Here is a 21,832-nt window from a genome sequence, read left to right as displayed (position 1 = left end):
GGCTAGACATGGCGAACAAGGCACTGGCAACACGACAACGCATGCAGTTTCGCGTTGAGCCTTCACAAGCCCCGACCAAAGGCAGGGGTAATCAGGCCAGGAAAGCCTTACCTGATTACCTGACTGCGAAAAGAAATAACCAGCCTTTACCTCTTCCTGCTACTGTCAGAAAAACCCCAGACAGCCAGGAAGAAACTTAAACCCTACAGGACCCCACCATGTTCAGCACTCCGGCTGCCAGCGACAAACCCGATTACTCCATGCTGGCGCGCCAGTTGGCCAGCGTGCTGGAAGGTGAGCGCAATCTGATTACCAATGCGGCGCAGTTTTCTGCCTTCATCTATAGCAGCATCACCGATTTGAACTGGGCAGGCTTTTACCTGTGCGCGCCAGCCAGCAAACCAGATGCAGAATTCCCGCATGATTTGCTGCTCGGTCCCTTCCAGGGCAAGGTTGCCTGTACCCGCATCCCTTTCAAACGCGGCGTGTGTGGCACGGCGGCGGCAGAAAGACGTACGGTACTGGTAGAAGACGTACACGCCTTCCCTGGTCATATCGCCTGTGACTCGGCATCGAATTCTGAAATCGTCATCCCGCTCATCAAGGATGGTGAAATTTATGGTGTATTTGATATAGACAGCCCGCGCCTGCAACGCTTCAGCGCAGAAGACCAGTCGGGCCTGGAAAACCTGCTTGCCATCTTTATTGCGGCGACAGATTTGCACAAGTAACAATACCAGTCCCTGCTGAGCTGCCAGAATGTGGCAAGCAGCAAACAAAGACCATGGCTCTCATGGTCTTTTTTGTTAAGCTATGTCAAAACTGGCTAAACTCGCGCTTTGTCGCTCTACACTGATTTGCAAGACTCAGCAAAATCAGGAGAGGGCATCATGGCAGGTTGCAGACGCCGGAAAATGCTATACATGCATAAGCAGCCTTTGCGCAGGCGCGATGTGCTGACTCGTTTCATGGTCGACCTGGGCATCCACTATCTTGAAGTCATGGGCCTGGTCAAGGCCATGCACTTTTTGCGCCGGCATCATGTGCCTGATACTGTTATTGCCCGTGTCTTGCATTCCCCCGCTTACCGGCGCCGCTACTAAAACCAATTAATGGGTTTCCTGCTTGGCATCCCTGGCCAGCAAGCGGCTGATCATTTCTTGCAGTGAAATCCCGTCAAACAAGACACCCGCCACGGCATCGGTGATCGGCATCTGTATGCCTAGACTTAGGGCCAGTGTACGCACCGCTTGCGCGCAACGCACCCCCTCCGCAACATGGCCCAGTTCCTGTACGATGACATCCAGTGATTTACCCTGGGCCAGTGCCAGACCTACCTTGCGGTTACGCGACAGATCACCGGTACAGGTCAAAATCAAATCCCCTACCCCAGTCAGGCCCATCAGGGTTTCCGAGCGGCCACCAAGGGCCACACCCAGGCGGCTGATTTCTGCCAGGCCACGGGTAATCAGGGCAGCACGTGCATTCAGGCCCAGGCCCAGACCGTCCGCCACGCCGGTGGCGATTGCCAGGATATTCTTGACTGCACCACCCACTTCGACGCCGACCACGTCATCACTGGAGTACACCCGCATGGCATTCACATGCAGGGCCTGTACCACCAGGCGGCTGAGTTCATGGGATTTGGAGGCGATTGTCAGCGCACAAGGCAGGCCTTTGGCCACTTCCTGTGCGAATGAAGGACCAGACAAGGCACCGAAAGCCACATTCTGGCCGAGCACTTGCTCTGCCACCTGATGCGGCAATAACTGCGTAGCTTCTTCAAAACCCTTGCAAAGCCAGATAATGTTCCTGGGCTGATAAGCGCGGCAAGCTTCCAGCGTGGGGCGCAAACCTGAAACCGAGGTGGCGATCACCAACAAATCCTCGGGGCCAGCCGCGTGGGCCATGGCGGCAGCAAAATCTGCCGTCACCTGCAAGCTGTCAGGAAAGTGAAAACCGCTCAAGTATTCATCATTTTGCCTGTCTGCCTGCATGGCAGACATGGCTGCTTGATTACGCCCCCACAACAAGACTTGATTTTTTGCGGCGAAGGCGATCGCCATGGCCGTGCCCCAGGCACCTGCGCCCAATACGCTGATATTCATGCTTATCCCTGACTATTGCTTATTTTAATAACCGGATAGATGTAAAAAAAGGACAGCAGGCTGTCCTTTTATATACTGTGCTGCCATTTATACATGCAGTCTGGGCACTATAGGCCCCAGACTTCATTGATTTTGACAAAACCTAGCTGGCCGTCACGGTGTTTCACTTTGACCCAACCACCAGCTGCAGGCTCTGCCATTTCCAGCAAGACGTGTTTGTCAGCGCTAAATACCAAAGGGGCGGAGTCATCTGCCGCTGCCCTGATCCTGGCATTCGCTGCCCGCACCACCAGACTGCGGCGAGTGATCAAGTCCTTGGACTCTACCCAGCTCATTTCACCACTGACATCTCTTACCTTACTCCATGCGCCGGAAGTAAACACCACTTCCACTGGCATGCCACGCGGCGCTACCGTTAATTTAGCGCCTTTGGCCGACGGCGCATCATACATGATGACAGCTGTCGCACCGATGGAACGAAATTCCAAAGCCTGTGCCGCACCACTCGCAAGCAGCGTGAACAATAGCAAAGGCAAGGGCTTCAGCAGGCGTCGCATGGATATCCTTCTTCATCAAGCCAGCCCGGTCACCAGACCGGGGCAGACTCAAATTGATTACTGAATAGTTGCTGGAGCTTCAGCAGTCGCGCCTGCTTGCTCAGCAGCAATTGCCAGACGTTGTGTGTAGAAAGCTTCGAAATTGATTTCCGACAAATGGATAGGAGGGAAACCAGCACGTGTGATCGCATCAGCCACGTTGGAACGCAGGTAAGGATAAACGATGTTAGGGCAGCCAATACCCAGCAGAGGATCGAGTTGATCTTCAGGGATATTGCGTGCTTCGAAAATACCAGCTTGTTTGCCTTCAACCAGGAAAGCCACTTTTTCGCCAACTTTTGCAGTAACAGTTACTGTTACTGTGGCTTCGTAGATGCCATCAGCCAGTTTTTCAGAGCCGACATCAACGGAAACTTCGATGCCAGGGGCTTCTTGTTCCAGGAAAATTGCTGGGGAATTAGGCTGTTCAAGCGACAAATCTTTCAGATAAACGCGTTGAATTTGGAATACGGGCTGCAGATTTTCGTCAGACATGTGAAACTTTCTAAAATTCTAAAAGATTAATAATGAACAGCGAGTCTGGCAGATAAGGCCGTTTCCAGCCATTTCAAGATCGCAGCGCGCTATTGTAGCAAGTAGTCTGCAAAAACAGCAATTTACCTCACAAAGCCGTAGAAAATCTGGCAAAGCCCGGTTTTTAATCAGCTGGATTCAGTAAAGGATCGAGTTTACCCGCTCTATCAAGGGCAGACAGGTCATCAAAGCCGCCTACATGGGTGTCATCTACATAGATTTGCGGGACGGTGCGCCGACCGGTTTTCTTCATCATCGCTTCGCGTACCCCGGGCTCAAGATCAACCCGGATTTTTTCTATATCGTCCACACCCTTGGACTTCAACAAGCGTTCAGCCATCGTGCAATATGGGCAAACGGCGGTGGTATACATGACTACATGGGCTTTCATGATGCTCTCCTGCTTTACTTTACTGTTGGCAAGCCTTGCGACTTCCAGGAATCTATACCACCGTCCAGGCTGAACACCTGGGTAAAGCCAGCTTTGCTAAGCAAACCAGCAGCACTGGAAGAACGCACGCCAGATGCACAGACAGTAATGACGACATTGCTTTTTGACTTTTCTATCTCTTTCAGGCGGTCATTGAGCTCAGCCAGCGGGATATGCTTGGCATTTTGCAAATGTCCAGCGGCAAATTCTTCGGCACTGCGCACATCCAATATCAGGGTCTTGGCCTGATTCATGTATTGTGTAGCTTGAAAATGCGAGACCTTGGCACCACGTCTTTGTAGAGCAGGCACCAGTAATGCGCCACCTGAAAGGATGGCGAGACCTATCCAGAATATATTGTCAAGAATGAATTTCACAGGATTCCAGTAGTAAAAATGGTTATCAGAAGCGCGCCATTATAAAATAGATGCCGCAATCGCATACTAAATCACTCATCTCATCTACTCGCACACTATGTATAAAATCGTTTTAATGCGCCACGGCGAATCTACCTGGAATCTGGACAACCGTTTTACCGGCTGGACTGATGTTGATCTGACAGCAAAAGGTGTGGCGGAAGCGACCCAGGCAGGCAAGCTCCTGAAAGATGCTGGTCTGACTTTTGACCTGGCCTATACCTCGGTGCTGAAACGTGCAGTGCGTACCCTGTGGGGCACACTCGATGAAATGGATTTGATGTGGTTGCCAGTGATTCATGACTGGCGTCTGAATGAGCGTCACTACGGCGCCCTGCAAGGCTTGAACAAGGCAGAGACAGCGGCAAAATATGGTGACGAGCAAGTGCTGGTGTGGCGTCGCAGCTACGATACACCGCCTCTGCCGCTGGCAGAAGAGGACGACCGCACCTCCTTCAATGACCCGCGTTATGCTGGCCTGGAGCGCAGCCAGATCCCGCTGACAGAATGCCTGAAAGACACGGTTGCCCGCGTCATGCCAGCCTGGGATGACAGCATTGCCCCGGCCATACGCGCTGGCAAACGCATCCTGATTTCTGCCCATGGCAACAGCCTGCGCGCCCTGATCAAGATGCTCGACGGTATCAGCGATGACGACATCGTCAACCTGAATATCCCGAATGGCCAGCCGCTGGTATATGAACTGGATGCCGACCTGAAACCGATCAAACACTATTATCTGGGTGACCAGGAGGCGATTGCTGCAGCCTTGCAAGCTGTTGCCAGCCAGGGTAAGTCCAAATAATAAGTATTGAATGCAATTTAATAAAACCAAGTCTTCAGGGTTTTTCATCGCGGCCTTGCTGAGCCTGTCCATGGCGGGTACAGCAACGCCCGCCGTGGCCGCCAGCAATGCCCGTTCCCAGCAAAAAACCAAGGCAGAAGCAGACCGGGCAGAGTTGCAAAACCGCCTGAAAGCACTCAAAACCGATATCAATAAAACCGAAACTGCCAAGGACAATGCCAGCGATGCCCTGGCTGATTCAGAAAAATCCATCTCTGAAGCCAACCGTTCTTTACGTGACTTGCAGACCGAGCAAACGCAGACAGAAACCAAAGTCAAGCAACTGACCGAGCAACAGCAGACACTGGCAGAGAAGGTGGAAAAACAAAAAAACCAGTTATCGAATTTTTTACGCCGCCAGTATATGCGCGGTGACAGCGACCGCATCAAATTGCTGTTGTCGGGTGACAATCCCAACCGCATCAACCGCGAATTGCAATACATGAGCTATGTATCGCAAACCCAGGCCAAGATGATCGATGGCTTGCGCATCAGCCTGCTGGCTGTGGAAAAAAATGCCGAAGAAGCCAAAGAAGCCAAAGCGGAACTGGATGAAATCGCTGACGAAGAAAAAAGTCACAAACTGGCGCTGGAAAAAGAGAAAAAACGACATGCCACATTGCTAAGCCAGTTGGCAGAAAAATTATATACACAAAAAAAACAGGCTGACAGCCTTGAAAAAGATGAACAAAGACTCGCAAATCTGGTCTCACAATTAAATAAACTAATTGAAGAACAGGCCAAGGCAGACGCAGCCAGGGCAGCACTGGAAGAAAAACAACGCCAGGAAAGAATTGCAGCAGCACAGAAAGAAAGAGCCAGACAGGCCGCACAGGGTAAAAAACCAGCAAAAATCACCAATCCAAATGCGATTGATGATGATGAACCACCTAAACAGGCTAAAGTGGAAACCCCACCTGCAGGTGAATTTGACAAGCTAAAAGGGCAATTGCGCTTGCCGGTAAAAGGAGAAATCCTGGCCAGATTTGGCAGCAAGCGTACTGACGGGCCCAGCTGGAAAGGCATGTTCATCAAGGCCAATGCCGGTGCCGAGATTAAAACCATCGCTCCTGGCAAAATTATTTTTGCCGACTGGTGGAAAGGTTATGGAAATATGATTATTGTGGATCATGGCGGCAGTTACTGGAGCCTGTATGGCAATAATCAGGCAGTATTAAAGCATGTAGGCGATGTGGTAAAAACGGGTGATGTGATTGCCAGTGCCGGAAACAGCGGCGGTAATGAAGAATCAGGTTTATACTTTGAAGTACGTCATCAGGGGCGTGTATTTGATCCCCTCAACTGGATCGTTAAATAGGTTTTAGGTGAATCACATGGGCAGCAAATTCAAGAATTTCGGCTTAATCGGCCTCGGCATGGTTGCAGGCGTGGCAGTTTCCATGCAATTTTCGGCAGTAGCGCAAAAAACTACCGGCAATTCCCTGCCAGTAGAAGAGTTGCGGCAACTCGCTGATGTCTTCGGCCTCATCAAGTCTGACTATGTAGAGCCAGTGGAAGACAATAAGCTGCTGACGGAAGCGATTTCCGGCATGGTGGCTTCGCTGGACCCGCACTCAGCCTATCTGGACAAGAAATCATTTAAAGAATTAAAAGAAGGCACGCAGGGCAAATTCGTCGGCCTGGGTATAGAAGTCGGCATGGAAGATGGCTATGTCAAGATCGTCTCCCCGATTGAAGATTCGCCAGCTTACCGTGCAGGTTTGAAACCGGGCGATCTGATCACCAAGCTTGATTCACAGCCAGTCAAAGGCTTGACGCTGGATGAAGCCGTCAAGCGCATGCGCGGTGAACCGAATACCAAGATCACCCTGACCATCTTCCGTAAAACCGAAGACAAGCCTATCGTCGTCACGATTACACGTGAATTGATCAAACAGCAAAGCGTCAAGGCCAAGATCGTTGAACCTGGTTATGCCTGGGTCAGGATTGCCCAGTTCCAGGAACCTACGGTCGAAGACATGGCCAAGAAAATCCAGACCCTGTATGCCCAGGACCCGTCCATCAAGGGCCTGGTGCTGGATTTGCGCAATGACCCGGGCGGTGTCCTGCCTGGTGCCATCGGTGTTTCAGCTGCTTTCCTGCCTAAAGACGTACCAGTGGTGTCCACCAATGGTCAGTTGCCAGATTCCAAGGCGACTTTCTATGCCCGCCGTGAATACTATTCTGGCCGTACCCTGAACGACCCGCTGGCTAAATTGCCGGAAGCGATCAAAAACGTGCCTATGGTGGTACTCATCAATACCGGCTCGGCATCTGCCTCTGAAATCGTGGCTGGTGCCTTGCAGGATTACAAACGCGCCACCATCCTGGGTACCCAGAGCTTTGGCAAGGGTTCAGTACAAACCATACGCCAGATTTCTGCTGATACCGCAGTCAAGCTGACGACGGCACGTTATTACACACCAAATGGCCGCTCCATCCAGGCCAAGGGCATCGTCCCTGACCTGAATGTTGAAGAAACCGCAGATGGTGATGGTTTCAATGGCTTGCGTGCCCGCGAAGCTGATTTGCAAAAGCATTTGACGAATGACAAGGAAAAAGAAGTCGCCCGTCCTAAAGTCGATGAAGTCGAAGAAGAGCAGCGTCTGATCGCCCTGGCGAAAAAGAGCAAGCCACTGGAATATGGTGGTGCAGAAGACTTCCAGTTGGCCCAGGCCCTGAATCATTTGAAAGGCTTGCCAGTCAAAGTCACGGAAGCCAAAATTGCTGACAAAGATGGCAAGGATAGCAAAGACGGCGGCAAGGAAGCTGACAAAGGCGACAAAGCCAGTAAAGCAGACAAAGCCGAGCACAAAACCGATAGCAAGAAAAAATAAACCCTGACAAAAAAAGGCCGCATGCAGCGGCCTTTTTTACAACCATGAACGATCAGCAACTCTTACGCTATTCCCGCCATATCCTGCTGGACCAGATCGGTATAGAGGGCCAGCAAAAAATCACTGAGGCACGCGCCCTCATCATCGGTGCTGGTGGCCTGGGCTCACCGGCTGCCCTGTACCTGGCCAGTGCCGGTGTAGGTCATATCACCCTGGTCGACAATGACAGTGTAGACCTGACCAATCTGCAAAGACAGATCATGCATACCACGGCAGCCGTGGGCATGGCCAAGGTCAGTTCAGGCAAGCACACGCTGGAAGCCATCAACCCTGAAATAAATATCATTGCCCTGCAAGAACGGGCTGCCGATGCACGCCTGGAAGAACTGGTCAGCCAGGCCAGCATCGTCCTCGATTGCTGCGACAATTTTGCTACCCGCCATGCCGTCAATGCCGCTTGCGTTAAATTTGGTATCCCGCTGGTATCGGGTGCGGCCATCAGCTTTGATGGCCAGATCAGCGTGTTTGACAGCCGCGATGACAATTCTCCCTGCTATGCCTGCCTGTTCCCACCCGACCAGCCATTTGAAGAAGTGCTGTGCTCGACCATGGGGGTGTTTTCACCCCTGGTAGGCATTATAGGCAGCATGCAGGCTGCCGAAGCCCTGAAAGTCATCATGGGCATAGGTCAGGCACTGAGCGGCCGCCTGCTGTTGCTGGATGCCTTGCGTATGGACTGGACCAGCATAGGCATCAGCAAGAATCTGCAGTGCACAGTGTGTGGACAAATTCATCAGCATTAAATCCCTGCCGTTCTAAAAATTTTATCAAGGATAAACATGTACACCCTGTATTACTGCCCCGGCACAGCCAGCATGGTCGTTCATCTGGCTTTATTGGAAATCGGTGCCGCGCATGAATTGAAACTGGTTGATGTAGAAAAGAAGCAGCAAAAAGATCCTGAGTACCTGCGCCTAAACCCGAATGGTGTCGTGCCTAACCTGGTCTTTGATGGCCGCCCTTACCTGGAATCAGCTGCGCTATTGATGTTGCTATCCGAACGTCATCCAGAAGCTGGTCTGGTGCCAGCCACAGGCACAGTGGAACGCGATCAATGGCGGCAATGGATTATCTTCATCAGCGGCAGCCTGCAATCGGCTTTTAGGGCCTGGTTTTATCCGGCAGAACTGGGCTTTGAAGAACATAGTGAAGCTACCCGTGCCGCTCTGCAAAAACGTATCGCCGCCATCTGGGATCAACTGGACCTGCACTTGAGCCAAAATGGTCCCTATCTGCTGGGCGAGACTTTTTCTGCGGTCGACCTGCAATTGACCATGCTGATGCGCTGGTCACGCAATATGCCGCGCCCGGCAACGCAATGGCCAGCACTGACCAAGCTGGCGCAGCTCATCATCGCTCGTCCCAGTTGGCAAAAAATGGTGGCAATCGAAGGCCTGGAAACCTGGCCTAAACTCAACAATTAATGCTTGAGATTTCATGCAAAAGATGGGCTTGAATTTATACAAGGCAAACCAGGCAGCCAGCACCGAGCTGCCTGAAGTCACCATCGCCGAGCATCTCGGTGTGCGCACCCTGCATCTATCCTCGGATGCGATACAGGGTGCCATGCGCATGGCCATGCCTGACCAGATAGAACTGGAATATGTACAGCAAATGATGATGTGGATGCTGTTCAAGACCGAACCGCAACACATTGTTCAACTGGGCCTGGGCGCAGCATCACTGACCAAGTTTTGCTACCGCAATTTTGCAGAAGCCAGAGTCACGGCAATAGAACTCAACCCCAAAGTCATCACCACCTGCCACCAGCATTTCAAGTTGCCAGACAATGACGGACGCCTGCAAGTGCTGTGCATGAATGCGCTGGATTATGTCAATGACAGCGCCAACCACGGTCAGGCCGATGTCTTGCAAATTGATTTATACGATGCCGCCGCCGAAGCCCCGGCACTGGGCAGCACCGCGTTTTACCAGGCCTGCGCCGACACCCTCAATGATGATGGCATGCTGACCGTGAACATGTTTGGCAATCCAAAAAATTACCGCGCCAACTGCAATGCCAATATCGCCGCACTGCAAGAGGCTTTTGATGCTGTCGTCTGGCTACCATTGGTGCACGATGCCAACACCGTTGCCATCGCCTTCAAGCAAGCCCCCGCAGTGGATTTTGAAGACTTGTATGAGCGTGCCAAGGCAATACGGCTGGCTTATAAATTACCCGCAGCGAAGTGGGTCAATGGTTTGAAAGAATGGATGATGGAGCATGCATAATATGCAATAATCCGGTGCACATTTGCGCCCGGTTTTATCGTCATTAATTTCATCTCACTTCCCGTCTTTTTTCAACACTATTTTTCTATGCGTTTAATTTTTACGGCGAAGGGTCACGCTCGTTTTTTCGCCTTCTTTGTATGTGCCCTGCAATTTTTTTGCCTGCCTGTGCATGCGCAAACCCTGGATCAGCAAGAAACACGCTTGCGTGATCTTGCGCAACTATGGCGCGACGTAAAATGGCGCCACCCTGCGCTGAGCAAAGGCAATGTAGACTGGGATAGAGCCTTGGTCACTGCCTTGCCCAAGGTGCAGGCTGCGCAATCCAAACAGGAATTGCGTGATGCTCTTGCCACTATGATGCTTGCCCTGCATGACCCAGCGGTAGAAATTTCCATAGTAGATGAGCATGATACGGCGGATCAAGCAAATCAACTGATGGTGCCAGCAAATCAGAATATGCTGGAATGGCTGCATGGGGATATCGCCCTGCTGCATCTGCATCAAGTGCAGATCATGAGCAGCGATCATCCTGAGCATGCAAAGCTATTGCAAGCCAGGGACGCTATCAAAAGCCGGGCCAGGGGTCTGATCATCGATTTGCGGCCAGCGGAGTCTGGCTGGTATGAGGCTGAAAATCTGAATGCCCTGCTGGCACACTGGATTGCTGCCCCACTGATACTGCCGACTGAAAGGATACGCGTGCACTCGGGCTTTGCTCCGCAAAAGGGCATGAACAGCGGCGGTTATTTTTCAGCTTTCCAAACCATGGAGGCTGAGATCATCCAGCCTCTGGCACAGCCTGCTAAAGCCCTGCCCATGGTATTCATGATTAATCAGGCCAGCCTGGTTCCACCTGCTGTACTGGCCCTGCAAAAAACCGGCAAAGCCTGGATACTGGCGCAAGGCAAGGCTAAACCGGGCTGGTTTATCCCTACCAAACGTCATATCATCGCTGGCGAAGTCAAAGTCATATACAGCAATGCAGAACTGGTTCATGCCGATGGCACTACCGGCTTTGCTGCCGATGCAGAGATAACGCCAGATACATCGACCGCCAAAACCAGTGCCAGTGTCCGCAAGGCCCTGGCCCTGCTACATAGCAAGCACAAACCCGGTGCGGCGTTACACTATCAGGCAAGTTCTGGCGTGGCTGTCAGAACCCTGGAATTACCCTATCGCGAGATGCGCTATCCTGACCTGGCCTGGCGGCAATTGGCGGTCATTAAATTATGGGCGATTGCCGAGACTTTCTTCCCTTATAAACATTTGATGGACCAGCCCTGGTCAGATCAGTTGCCCATCTACCTGAAGCGCATCGCTGAAGTCAAGAATGCCGTGGAATATGCCTTGACGATGGCTGAGATGGCCAGCCATCTGCAAGATAGTCATGTCTATGTCAGAAACCGTATCAGTACAGAATATTTTGGCAAAGCCTCGCTAGCGATGAATCTGCTCATGATAGATAAGCAGGTGGTCATCAGCAAGATTACAGATGCACGTCTGCAGCAAAACCCTGATTTGCATGAGGGTGACATCATCCTCAAGATAGATGGCGTGGCAGTTGCAGATAAAATTGAGCAACTCGCCAAGACCATCTCAGCATCCAACCCGGAAACCAGAATCAGGGATGCACTTTACGAGCTGTTGGCAGGGCAGGAAAAAAGCGTGGTAAGCTTGCTCATTGCAGATAGCGCAGGCAAGCAGCGCGAGCTACATCTGCCACGTTTTAATGATACGGTAGCTCCTGAAAATACCGCGCCAGTATTCAAAATGCTCAACAAGGATATCGCCTATGTAGACCTGGACCAGCTAGAAGGGGCCAACGTCAATGCCATGTTTGAGGCCATCAAAGATAGCAAGGCCTTGATACTTGACATGCGAGGCTATCCGCGTGGCTCAGTATGGAAAATAGCTCCCAGGCTGAATGTGAAGCAGGCACGGGTAGTGGCCCAGTTCCGCCGTCCTCTTGTCTCGGCAGTTGAAGGTGACCAGAGCGGTGGTTATTATAGTTTTGAACAAACCATCAATACAAAAGCACCAGACTTGTATCGTGGCAAACTGGTCATGCTGATCAATGAAGAAACTCAGAGCGCAGCCGAACATACGGGTTTGATCCTGGAGTCAGTCGCACCGCTGACCTATATAGGCACACATAGCGCTGGTGCCAATGGTGACATTACCGGTGCGTATTTGCCGGGTGCCTTATATTTTAATTTTTCTGGTCATGACGTACGTCATGCCGATGGCCGTCAGTTGCAACGCACAGGTATACAGCCCGATATCAAGGTCGCCCCTACACTGGCGGGCATCAGGTCAGGGAAAGATGAAGTGCTGGAAAGAGCAATGCGCTTTTTAGAGACGGGCGAGTAGGGGCTACTCGGCATGATGGCAGCACACACAAAGCTTGTTGCCATCAGGGTCACGAAAGTAGGCGCCATAGTAATTGGGATGATAGTGCGGGCGCAAACCCGGCGGGCCTTCGCAAGTGCCACCATTTGCCAGTGCCGCTTGATAAACATGCTGTACGATGGCGCGTGATGCTGCCAGCAAGGCCACCATCTGGCCATTGCCATGCTGGGCGGGTTCACCATCATAGGGTTTGCCAATGACAAATAGCGGACGCGGCTGCTCAGCAGACATCCAGCCAGCCCAGGGTTTATCGGCATCCTTGAATTTCAGGACCAGACCCAGCTCGCTCATCAGTGCAGCATAAAACGCATAGGATTTATCGAAATCCTGTATGCCTATGAACACATGGGAGATCATGCTCTTTCCTTTGGGCTTAACTTGTAAAAATCTTGACTGTTATCTGCTCCTGCTCAGCAAGTTCTACCACATGCTGAGTCCCACGGGCGCAACCAGGATTGCCGTAGTCAGCATGAAAAGCCAGCACCAGATCTATAGCGGTTGCCAGCATTCTGACATTCAAGCCCTTCCATCCTTCACCAGGAAAAGCCCGGTAATCGGCATTGGTCTTTTTCATGGCTTCAACCGCAAAACCAAATTCCAGCGCGACTACTTTGGCATGTGCATCGATGCCAGGAGTATCGCCGGTAACGATGGTGGTATCTGGTGAAAGATGAGCCAGTTCGCGGCGTATTGCGGCCGGGTTATCCCACTGGGTAGCACCTGTAATTAATACTCTCATGCCAAAAGTCTAGCACAGCCGCATCAATGAGTTTTCTTGGCCAGACCTAAGTATGTATCGATCACGCGCTGGTCATTGGCCAGTTCTGCGGCATCACCTTCGAGCGCAATCTGCCCGGTTTCCAGTACATAGGCATAGTCAGCCACTTGCAAGGCAGCGCGGGCATTTTGTTCTACCAGCAAAATCGCGACGCCGGTTTGCTTGAGGCGCTGGATGATGTGGAAAATTTCCTTGACGATCAGTGGTGCCAGGCCGAGGCTGGGTTCATCCAGCATCAGCAAGTGCGGCTTGGCCATGAGCGCGCGGCCCACGGCCAGCATCTGGCGTTCACCGCCGGACAGTGTCCCTGCTTCTTGCGTGCGTCTTTCTTTCAGACGTGGGAAGAGATCGAACACCACATCGAGCTGGTCGGCATAATTTTTCTCACCGGCCTGGTAACGGCGGTAACTGCCCAGCAGGAGATTATCTTCCACCTTCATGCTGGCGAATAGTTCGCGTTTTTCCGGCACCAGGGACATGCCTTGGGCGACACGGTTTTCTATACTGACGCTGGCGAGATTTTTGTCGGCCAATAATATCTGCCCACGCATACTGCCATTTGCAGGCAAGGCACCGGCGATGGCATTGAGCATGGTCGATTTTCCAGCACCATTCGGGCCGATGACAGTAACGATTTGTCCGACACCGACGCGGATATTGGCAGGCTGCAAAGCCTCGACCTTGCCGTAGAATACTTGCAGGTCCTTGGTTTGCAATAAGGCCGGTTCCGACAACGATGTCGTTGCCAGGATGACTGGCGTGGCTTCTGGAGTATTTGTGTTTGTCATCAATCTATCCCACCCAGATAAGCTTCCAGCACGGCCGGATTTTGTTGTACATCTTGCGGCAAGCCTTCGGCAATCTTGGTGCCAAATTCCATGACCACCAGTTGATCCGTCAGATTCATGACGAAATCCATGTCATGCTCGACCAGCAAGATACTCATGCCCTCTGCACGCAGCTTGCGCAAGAGCTCGGCCAGTTCCTGCTTTTCCTTATAACGCAAACCGGCGGCAGGTTCATCCAGCAACAACAGGCTGGGGTCACAACACAAAGCCCGCGCGATTTCCAGTATGCGTTGCTGGCCCAGGGCCAGGCTGCCTGCTTCTTCATTGATCAGATGCGCCAGGCCTACTCGTTCCAGCTGTTTTTTCGCCTCGGCTAGCAAAGAATTTTCTACCTTGCCATCACGCCGCAAGATGCTGGCGATGACTTCCATGACATCGCCACCCTTGGCACGCAGATGGGCACCTATCGCGACGTTTTCGAGTACCGTCATGCTGGCCAGCAAACGCACATGCTGGAAGCTGCGGCCTATGCCGAGTTTGACGATTTCACGCGAAGGCAGGTTGGCGATATCCTGCAATTTGCCATCCTTATAAAAACGCACAGCACCACTGGTCAAAGGCAAGACACCCGTGACCAGATTGAACATGGTCGATTTGCCAGCACCATTCGGGCCTATCAGGCCAACGATCTGGCCTGCGCTGACGGTGAATTGCATGTCATTGACAGCTACCAGGCCACCGAATTGCTTGCGCGCCTTGTCGATTTCAAGGATGACCGTACCGACAGCTGGTTTGGCACGCAAGGGCAAAACTGCCGCATCTGCGGCGACCTGTATACCCTGATCTTCGGGCAGCCATTTGGCCAGCAGACGCTTGCTCCAGCTGGCCAGATAAGGCCAGACGCCATCGCGCGCACGTTGCAGCAGCAAGACCAGCAAGACGCCAAACACGATGACTTCAAAATTGCCATTCGCCCCCAGCAATGCAGGCAGTATGCTTTGCAATTTGTCTTTGAGCAGCGTCAGCAAGGCTGAGCCCAGCAAAGCTCCCCAGACATGGCCAGCACCGCCAACCACGGCCATGAACAAATATTCGATACCTTGATTCAAGCCGAAAGGTGTGGGATTGACTGCACGCTGCATATGCGCATACAACCAGCCAGAAACACTCGCCAGTATGGCCGCGATAACGAAGATGATTACCTTCATGCGTGCCGTATTGACACCCATGGCTTCTGCCATGACGCCACCACCCTTTAGCGCACGTATGGCGCGGCCAGGGCGCGATTGCAGCAGGTTTTGTACCGCAACGATTGCCAATAGCAGAATCACCCAGATCAGGCCAAACATGCTGCGACCGCTGTCTAGCTTGAAGCCTGCGATTTGTATAGCCGGTATGCCATTCAGGCCATCGTATTTGCCAAGAAATTCCAGGTTACCGAACAGGAAATACAAGGAGAGGCCCCAGGCGATAGTCCCCAGCGGCAGATAGTGGCCAGACAGGCGCATGGTAATCAGGCCTATCGCCAGCGCTGCCACCATGGTCAGCACCAGGCCAGCCAGCAAACCCAGCCAGGGTGAATACCCTAGAGCCGTGCTCAGGTAGGCAGTGGAATAAGCACCCAGACCGACGAAAGCTGCCTGACCAAAAGAGGTCATGCCGCCTACCCCGGTCAGCAAGACCAGGCCGAGCGCGACGATGGCATACAGGCCTATGTAATTGGCCAGGGTGATCCAGAATTCAGGCACTGGCAATAACGGAAACAACAGGGCCAGCGCCAGCAATACCCATTTACCGTGTTTGATACCCTTGGTGAGGAGTGCTTTCATTATTCTTCCTCCTCATCAGTGTGTTTGCTGGAGAGCGAGCGCCACAGCAAGACCGGGATAATCAGGGTAAATACGATGACCTCCTTATAAGCACTGGCCCAGTAAGATGAATACGATTCCAGCAGACCCACCAGCAAGGCACCCGCTGCTGCCACAGGATAAGACACCAGGCCACCAACAATGGCACCGACGAAACCTTTGAGGCCGATCAAAAAGCCACCGTCGTAATACACCGTGGTCATCGGTGCGATCAACACGCCGCACAAGGCACCCATGGCTGCGGCCAGGGTAAACGCCAGACGGCCAGCCTGGGTAGTACCTATCCCCACCAGTTGCGCACCGAGGCGATTAACCGCAGTAGCACGCAAGGCCTTGCCAGACAGGCTGCGCTCAAAATAGAAATACAGTGCGCCTATCAACAAAGCCGAAACGGCGATCACCACCAGGCTTTGACCAGATATCTGCATGGCACCAAGTTCAAAGCGGGCATCACTGAAGGCGGTAGTGCGCGAGCCTTCGGCACCGAACATGACCAGGCCCATGCCAGTCAGGGCCAAGTGCACACCAACAGAAACGATGAGCAAGACCAGGGTACTGGCTTCTGCCAGGGGTTGATAAGCCAGGCGGTAAATCATGGGGCCCATGGGCACGACTATCACCAGCGCCAGTAAGACTTGCGCAAACAGCGGCCATTCCTGCGCGTTGACATTGCGTGCCAGCAGCCAGACTGCCACTGGAAACAGTAGCAGCTTGCCCGCGGACAAAGCCCATGCTTTGGCATTCACAGGCTGTTTGCTGCGCAGTTGTGTATAAACGTCCTTGCCCAGGCATAACAGGCCAAAAGCCAGTAACAGGCTGGCAGAATGCGGGAACTTGCCCGACTGTATCGCTGCCAGGCTGAGCGCACCAAAGGCGACAAATTCACCTTGCGGTATGAAAATAATCCGCGTGACGGAAAACACCAACACCAGCGCCAATGCCAGCAAGGCATAGATGGCACCACTGGTAATACCATCCTGGGCGAGGATGGCGGCAATTGAAAAATCCATGTAAACCTGACTTTCTTGCTTACTCGTTCTTGCATAGTCCCAAACTGTGGGTCGAACAAAAAGGGAGCCGCAGCTCCCTTGATCACTTCATCGATACATCAGTTAGCCTGACCGATCAATTTCCATTTGCCATTGACGATTTGCACCATGACGCGGGAACGCTGGTCGAAACCCAGATGGTCAGTATCCGTCATATTGACGATGCCATGCGAGACAGGCAGATTCACCGTGTTTTCCAGAGCGGTACGCAAGGCTGCACGGAATTCTTTAGTACCTGGCTGTGCCTTTTTCAAGGCTACGGTCGCTGCAGATTCCAGCAACAGGCTGGCATCCCAGGCATGGCCACCAAAGGTGGAAACAGAACCTGGGCCATATTCTTTTTCATAGGCCTTGGCATAGCGCATGGCAGATTTTTTGACTGGATTATCATTCGGTAATTGCTCCGCCACCAGCAAGGGGCCTGCTGGCAACCAGGTGCCTTCACAATCCTTGCCGCAAACGCGCAGGAAGTCATTATTGGCGACACCATGAGTTTGATAAATCTTGCCCTTGTAGCCGCGCTCTTTCAAAGTTTTTTGTGGCAGGGCTGCTGGCGTACCGGCGCCGGCAATCAAGACTGCGTCAGGATTGGTCGCCAGGATTTTAAGGATCTGGCCAGTGACAGAAGTGTCACTGCGGGCAAAGCGTTCATTGGCAACAACTTTGAGCTTGCGCAATTCAGCGATCTTGGAAAACTCCTTGAACCAGCCTTCGCCATAGGCATCAGCAAAACCGATAAAGGCCACTGTCTTGACGCCTGCATCATTCATATGACCGGTGATCGCGGTCGACATGTGCGAATCATTTTGCGGTGTCTTGAAAACCCAGTAGCGCTTGGAATCAATCGGTGAAACGATGGCCGCTGATGCTGCCATGGAGATCATCGGTGTTTCATTTTCTGCCGCCACGTCCACCATTGCCAGGGAATTGGGCGTGATGGTGGAACCAATGATGATATCGACCTTGTCTTCGGCGATCAGCTTGCGGGCATTTTTGACCGCCGTCGTGGTATCGGAAGCATCATCGAGAATGATGTATTCAACCTTCTTGCCAGCGATTTCTTTCGGCAGCAAAGCAAAGGTATTTTTTTCAGGGATGCCCAAAGAAGCGGCGGGGCCAGTAGCTGATACGTTGACGCCAACCTTGATCTGGGCTTGGGCATTGCCTGCAAGTATCAGCGATAACATGGCTGGCAAAGCCGCCAGTAAAAACCGTTTCTTCATGGGTAGTCTCCTGTTTTGCGTTTATTTGCTTATTTATATTTGCTTATTTATGTTTTACTTATTTGTCACATTAATCAATATGCAATTTGCCGACCGATCGGTCGGTTAATTTTTTCCAGTGTAACCTTTCCTTAGCGCAGGCACAATATTTAAGCAGACCCAAATTCCTGAGCCCATCACTTAAACGGAATCCATCTTTATACTTCAGATAGGCTAATCCTGGCAGCTTTGCTTGCATCTAATTGTTCAAATCAACAACACAAATCAACAACAAAAGCCCCACGCAAAGAATTGCACAACATGATTTGCTCTGCCGCCTGCAGATCTGCCAGCGTCAGGACTTGCTCCCTTAGCTGGTAACGCCTGTCCTCCAGCAAAATCGCCCGCATGATGCCGGGCAAGACGCCGTCTGCCAGGGGTGGCGTCAGCCATTTGCCGTGCAGTTTCAGCAAGACTGTGCTGCGGCCCCCTTCAGTTAAATGTCCGTGTTCATTAAAAAACAACATATCAAAGGCACCCTGCTGCTCTGCCGCCTGCCAGGCCTGGTCGTACTGCTGACGCAAACTGCTTTTGTGGTACAGAAACAAATTGCGGCTGTCGCTGGCAGTGGTGGCCAACATTACTTTGGGGCTCGCTGGCATGGGGCTCAGCACAGCGGTACGCACATCGATCTCGCCATCCGGCTTCAATGCCAGGCGTAATCTATGCGGTATGCCCGAGGGCAAGGCATCACAGACTTGTTGCAGTCTCAGCCTGATCTGCGCTTCATCCCAGGCAAAGCCAAAATACAAGGCCGATGCTTTCAGGCGCTGTAAATGCCTGGCTTGATGACGGCCACCTTCTTCCAGCGTTGCATGCATGGTTTCAAACAACTCAAACTGTGGCAGCAAACCCGTCAGGAAACGCGCTTTCAAATGGCATTCTGCATATTCTTCCTGCGCCACGCTGTCATAGACGATGCCTGCACCGACACCGAGCACACCGCGGCGCAAGCCAGGCGTGGCATCCACCAGGGGTGCTTGCAATTGCACAGTGCGTATGGGCACGGACAAGCAAAAATCACCTGGAGTACCCGTCTGGGCAGACGGATCAAACCAGCCTATGGCCCCGGTATACAGGCCACGCGGCTCGGCTTCCAGTTCACGGATGATTTGCATGGTGCGGTGCTTGGGCGCGCCTGTAATCGAACCACAGGGGAACAGAGCCGTCAGTATCTGCCCCAGATCCAGGCCATCCTGCAAGTCTGCCTCGACGGTCGAGGTCATTTGCAAGACACTGGAAAAGCGCTTGACGTCAAATAATGAGGGCACCCTGACCGTGCCGGTTTTGGCGATACGGCCCAGATCATTACGCAGCAAATCGACGATCATCAGGTTCTCGGCGCGGTTTTTGCTGTCGGCAGCGAGTTCGGCTGCCAGGCGCTGATCTTGCACTGCATCGCCGGTTGCTGCTGCTGTGCCCTTCATAGGGCGGGCGACGAGTTTCCCTTGCTGCTGACGCACGAATAATTCAGGTGATAAGGAGACTACTGCCTCGCCATCCGGCAGACAGATCAGAGCACCATAAGGCACGGGCTGACGCTGACGCAAGCGGCTGTACAGCGCCAGTGGCGTGCCATAACTGTCAAAGTGCAGGCGATAGGTGTAATTGACCTGATACGTGTCACCAGCGGTGATGTAGTCCCTGACCCTGGCTATACCCTCCTCGAACTGGCTGGCATCTACATTGGCCTTAATACCTGCTATACCGGCTACTCCAGCACTATCCTCACACGCGGTCTGGGCCTGTAAAAAAGCAGCGACTTGCTGGCTATCCAGAATATGACATTGCCTGAACAAGAGTATGCGCGAGACAGCAGGAGCAGCATATTCAGCAATACCCTGCAATTGCGCACCGCTCTCGTAAGACAGCAGCGCCACGGCAAAGCTACCCTGCTGCAAAGCCAGTTCGGCGTTACGCCATAAGGCTGGCCATTCTTGCGCTGTGCTGCAAACCAGCACGCTCTGCAAATCACAGTAAAAACGGGATTGCGCCTCTTGAGCATGGGCATCATCAAGCAAGGCAAAGCATTCCCCTGCCTGAGGCAGAGGAAATGGCAAAACAGGATTGTTGGAAAAATCTGACACGCGGATTCAAACTCACATAAAGATGTGCCGCAGTTTACTCGCAGATACCGGATTTTGCATAAAGCTGCGCGTAAAGTCGTCAAGAAGAGGAGAAGTGTAGTGTCGTGGCAATTTTTATGACATGATTCTGGCAGATAGGTATAGTCGCTGATATTCACTACAGCCAGCAATTTCCATAGGGCAATTCGCAATATTTCTTATGCAAAATACTTATTTCAGGCTGCCGATGGCAAAACGAATTTTTCGTCAGAATCTGCAAGGCATGGCGCTGGCCCTGCTGGCGGCTCTGTTGCTCGCCCTGAGCTTGTCTTGCTTACTGCTACAAAGGAATTTGCGTACTGAAGCCTTGTATAAGGCCGATATCCTGGCCAGCAATATGGCCGATGCCATGATCGCCAATGATATGCGGCAATTGCAAAGCCTCTTGCTCAATGCGACCAATACCCAGGACTTGCAAGCGGCCTATGTGTTTGACAAGAATGGCCAACCCTTGCTGGCCTGGACGGTACAGGGACAATTGATCAAGACCAGTGGCATAGAAGCCGCAACACTGTTCAGGCATCACGCTGTGGAACAACATCTCAGTCAATTCACGGCCATCAGCCCGGTACTGAGTGGCACCAGTATCATAGGCCAGGTACAAATGCAGTTGAGCGCCTGGCCACTGTACCAGCACTTTTTGTTGTTTTTGCTGATAGCTGGTTTTCTATCCGTCTTTATTGCCGCGCTGGCAGCGTATTGGCTGACCAATCGACAATTACGTTCCATGCAGCCCATCATGGAATTAAGCGTGATGGCTGAAAAAGTGGCGACGCTGGGGGATTACAGCCTGCGTGCACCACAAGACCCGGAACATGAACTGGGTAGCCTGAACATGCATTTCAATCTCATGCTGGCACGCATGGAAGCCTGGGAAAACGATATGCAAAGCGAGGCCAGGGAAAGGCGTGAAGCCGACAGCCGCCTGGCGATTTTGAATAATCACGACAGCCTGACCAAGCTGCCCAATCGACATTACTTCCACAGGCTACTCAGCAATTGCCTGGAAGATGCGGTGGCCAATAATGAAATAGCCGCCCTGATGTTCATCGATCTGGATCACTTCAAGGGTCTCAGCGAAAGTTTTGGCTATGATGCTGGTGACCTGATCCTGGCAACCATGGCTAACCGCCTGTGTGGTGTCTTGCGCAGTACTGATACCCTATGCCGTGTCGATGGTGATGAATTTGCCGCCATCATGCCCAATGTTGGCAGCCTGGAAGTGGTTGAGCACCTGGCTGACCGTCTGGTCAAGGCCATCAACCAGCCCATGACCCTGCGTGGCCAGCAAATCTTGCTGAGTGCAAGTATAGGGATAGCCTGCTGCCCTCTGCATGCCAAAGAACAGCGGCTATTCCTGCATCATGCAGATATTGCGCTGAAAGCTGCCAAGGCCAGTGGGCGCAATACCTGGCGGCTGTTTAGCAGCGACTTGCCCAAGACTTCGCAGGCAGTACAACTCAGCATCTGATGCTCATCTGATGCTGAGCTG

General features: G+C 52.4%; 23 protein-coding genes. 11 read left to right on the top strand and 12 right to left on the bottom strand.

Annotated features, from left to right (window positions below; translation table 11 throughout):
- Positions 1 to 8 precede the first annotated feature (8 nt).
- The 3 genes from ACO0LF_RS07905 to ACO0LF_RS07895 all read left to right on the top strand — a co-directional run bounded on the left by ACO0LF_RS07905 (position 9) and on the right by ACO0LF_RS07895 (position 1,103).
- Positions 9 to 200 (top strand): hypothetical protein, encoded by a 192-nt coding sequence (locus ACO0LF_RS07905; protein WP_423013578.1) that lies wholly within the window; start codon positions 9 to 11, stop codon positions 198 to 200.
- An 18-nt stretch (positions 201 to 218) separates the two neighbouring features.
- Positions 219 to 731 carry a GAF domain-containing protein gene (locus tag ACO0LF_RS07900; RefSeq protein WP_423004874.1) on the top strand — a complete coding sequence of 171 codons (513 nt, stop codon included), beginning with the start codon at positions 219 to 221 and terminating at the stop codon, positions 729 to 731.
- A 192-nt stretch (positions 732 to 923) separates the two neighbouring features.
- Complete coding sequence (locus tag ACO0LF_RS07895; RefSeq protein ID WP_423013577.1) at positions 924 to 1,103, top strand: hypothetical protein; 180 nt, start codon at positions 924 to 926, stop codon at positions 1,101 to 1,103.
- 6 nt (positions 1,104 to 1,109) lie between these two features.
- Here the strand turns inward: ACO0LF_RS07895 and ACO0LF_RS07890 are convergent, their stop codons facing one another.
- The 5 genes from ACO0LF_RS07890 to ACO0LF_RS07870 form a co-directional block, all read right to left on the bottom strand.
- Complete coding sequence (locus ACO0LF_RS07890; protein ID WP_423013576.1) at positions 1,110 to 2,108, bottom strand: NAD(P)H-dependent glycerol-3-phosphate dehydrogenase; 999 nt, start codon at positions 2,106 to 2,108, stop codon at positions 1,110 to 1,112.
- Between the two features lie 107 nt (positions 2,109 to 2,215).
- Positions 2,216 to 2,665 carry an SH3 domain-containing protein gene (locus ACO0LF_RS07885; RefSeq protein ID WP_423013575.1) on the bottom strand — a complete coding sequence of 150 codons (450 nt, stop codon included), beginning with the start codon at positions 2,663 to 2,665 and terminating at the stop codon, positions 2,216 to 2,218.
- A gap of 57 nt (positions 2,666 to 2,722) precedes the next feature.
- Entirely contained in the window at positions 2,723 to 3,199 is a 477-nt protein-coding gene (secB, locus tag ACO0LF_RS07880; RefSeq protein ID WP_423004866.1) for a protein-export chaperone SecB, read from the bottom strand.
- A 163-nt stretch (positions 3,200 to 3,362) separates the two neighbouring features.
- Entirely contained in the window at positions 3,363 to 3,629 is a 267-nt protein-coding gene (gene grxC / locus ACO0LF_RS07875) for a glutaredoxin 3 (RefSeq protein WP_423013574.1), read from the bottom strand.
- A 14-nt stretch (positions 3,630 to 3,643) separates the two neighbouring features.
- Positions 3,644 to 4,045: a rhodanese-like domain-containing protein gene (locus tag ACO0LF_RS07870; protein WP_423013573.1), complete on the bottom strand. Its 402-nt coding sequence runs from the start codon at positions 4,043 to 4,045 to the stop codon at positions 3,644 to 3,646.
- Between the two features lie 97 nt (positions 4,046 to 4,142).
- Between ACO0LF_RS07870 and gpmA the strand changes: the two genes are divergently transcribed.
- The 7 genes from gpmA (at position 4,143) to ACO0LF_RS07835 (ending at position 12,430) form a co-directional block, all read left to right on the top strand.
- Positions 4,143 to 4,889, top strand: coding sequence for a 2,3-diphosphoglycerate-dependent phosphoglycerate mutase (gpmA, locus tag ACO0LF_RS07865; protein WP_423013572.1), 747 nt, complete (start codon positions 4,143 to 4,145; stop codon positions 4,887 to 4,889).
- Positions 4,890 to 4,899: 10 nt separating this feature from the next.
- Positions 4,900 to 6,246, top strand: a complete 1,347-nt coding sequence (locus tag ACO0LF_RS07860) for a murein hydrolase activator EnvC family protein (protein WP_423013571.1) — start codon at positions 4,900 to 4,902, stop codon at positions 6,244 to 6,246.
- Between the two features lie 16 nt (positions 6,247 to 6,262).
- A complete protein-coding gene (locus ACO0LF_RS07855) occupies positions 6,263 to 7,765 on the top strand; it encodes a S41 family peptidase (protein ID WP_423004856.1) in 1,503 nt (500 codons plus the stop codon).
- A 44-nt stretch (positions 7,766 to 7,809) separates the two neighbouring features.
- Positions 7,810 to 8,568, top strand: coding sequence for a HesA/MoeB/ThiF family protein (locus tag ACO0LF_RS07850; protein WP_423013570.1), 759 nt, complete (start codon positions 7,810 to 7,812; stop codon positions 8,566 to 8,568).
- Positions 8,569 to 8,604: 36 nt separating this feature from the next.
- Positions 8,605 to 9,249 carry a glutathione S-transferase family protein gene (locus ACO0LF_RS07845; protein WP_423013569.1) on the top strand — a complete coding sequence of 215 codons (645 nt, stop codon included), beginning with the start codon at positions 8,605 to 8,607 and terminating at the stop codon, positions 9,247 to 9,249.
- Between the two features lie 13 nt (positions 9,250 to 9,262).
- Positions 9,263 to 10,057 (top strand): spermidine synthase, encoded by a 795-nt coding sequence (locus ACO0LF_RS07840; protein WP_423013568.1) that lies wholly within the window; start codon positions 9,263 to 9,265, stop codon positions 10,055 to 10,057.
- A gap of 87 nt (positions 10,058 to 10,144) precedes the next feature.
- The gene (locus tag ACO0LF_RS07835; protein WP_423013567.1) at positions 10,145 to 12,430 is read left to right on the top strand and encodes a S41 family peptidase; all 2,286 of its coding nucleotides are present in this window, start codon (positions 10,145 to 10,147) and stop codon (positions 12,428 to 12,430) included.
- A gap of 3 nt (positions 12,431 to 12,433) precedes the next feature.
- On the opposite strand, the gene ACO0LF_RS07830 is transcribed toward ACO0LF_RS07835, so the two are convergent.
- From ACO0LF_RS07830 to pabB, 7 genes are all read right to left on the bottom strand, one after another.
- Complete coding sequence (locus ACO0LF_RS07830; protein WP_423013566.1) at positions 12,434 to 12,826, bottom strand: VOC family protein; 393 nt, start codon at positions 12,824 to 12,826, stop codon at positions 12,434 to 12,436.
- 16 nt (positions 12,827 to 12,842) lie between these two features.
- Positions 12,843 to 13,208 carry an SLOG family protein gene (locus tag ACO0LF_RS07825; RefSeq protein ID WP_423013565.1) on the bottom strand — a complete coding sequence of 122 codons (366 nt, stop codon included), beginning with the start codon at positions 13,206 to 13,208 and terminating at the stop codon, positions 12,843 to 12,845.
- A 23-nt stretch (positions 13,209 to 13,231) separates the two neighbouring features.
- Positions 13,232 to 14,035 (bottom strand): ABC transporter ATP-binding protein, encoded by an 804-nt coding sequence (locus ACO0LF_RS07820; RefSeq protein WP_423013564.1) that lies wholly within the window; start codon positions 14,033 to 14,035, stop codon positions 13,232 to 13,234.
- Positions 14,035 to 15,864, bottom strand: coding sequence for an ABC transporter permease subunit (locus ACO0LF_RS07815; RefSeq protein ID WP_423013563.1), 1,830 nt, complete (start codon positions 15,862 to 15,864; stop codon positions 14,035 to 14,037). Before ACO0LF_RS07815 ends, ACO0LF_RS07820 begins: the two co-directional genes overlap by 1 nt.
- Positions 15,864 to 16,913, bottom strand: a complete 1,050-nt coding sequence (locus tag ACO0LF_RS07810; RefSeq protein ID WP_423013561.1) for a branched-chain amino acid ABC transporter permease — start codon at positions 16,911 to 16,913, stop codon at positions 15,864 to 15,866. Before ACO0LF_RS07810 ends, ACO0LF_RS07815 begins: the two co-directional genes overlap by 1 nt.
- A 98-nt stretch (positions 16,914 to 17,011) precedes the next feature.
- On the bottom strand, positions 17,012 to 18,175 hold the full coding sequence (locus ACO0LF_RS07805) for an ABC transporter substrate-binding protein (RefSeq protein ID WP_423013559.1): 1,164 nt from the start codon (positions 18,173 to 18,175) through the stop codon (positions 17,012 to 17,014).
- A gap of 251 nt (positions 18,176 to 18,426) precedes the next feature.
- On the bottom strand, positions 18,427 to 20,301 hold the full coding sequence (gene pabB / locus ACO0LF_RS07800) for an aminodeoxychorismate synthase component I (protein ID WP_423013557.1): 1,875 nt from the start codon (positions 20,299 to 20,301) through the stop codon (positions 18,427 to 18,429).
- A 226-nt stretch (positions 20,302 to 20,527) separates the two neighbouring features.
- On the opposite strand from pabB, the gene ACO0LF_RS07795 reads away from it, so the two are divergent.
- Positions 20,528 to 21,811: a diguanylate cyclase domain-containing protein gene (locus ACO0LF_RS07795; protein ID WP_423013555.1), complete on the top strand. Its 1,284-nt coding sequence runs from the start codon at positions 20,528 to 20,530 to the stop codon at positions 21,809 to 21,811.
- Positions 21,812 to 21,832 lie beyond the last annotated feature (21 nt).

The sequence above is a fragment of the Undibacterium sp. Di27W genome, from assembly GCF_049340345.1.
Taxonomy (GTDB): domain Bacteria; phylum Pseudomonadota; class Gammaproteobacteria; order Burkholderiales; family Burkholderiaceae_D; genus Undibacterium.
This window is presented reverse-complemented; position numbering and strand designations above follow the sequence as displayed.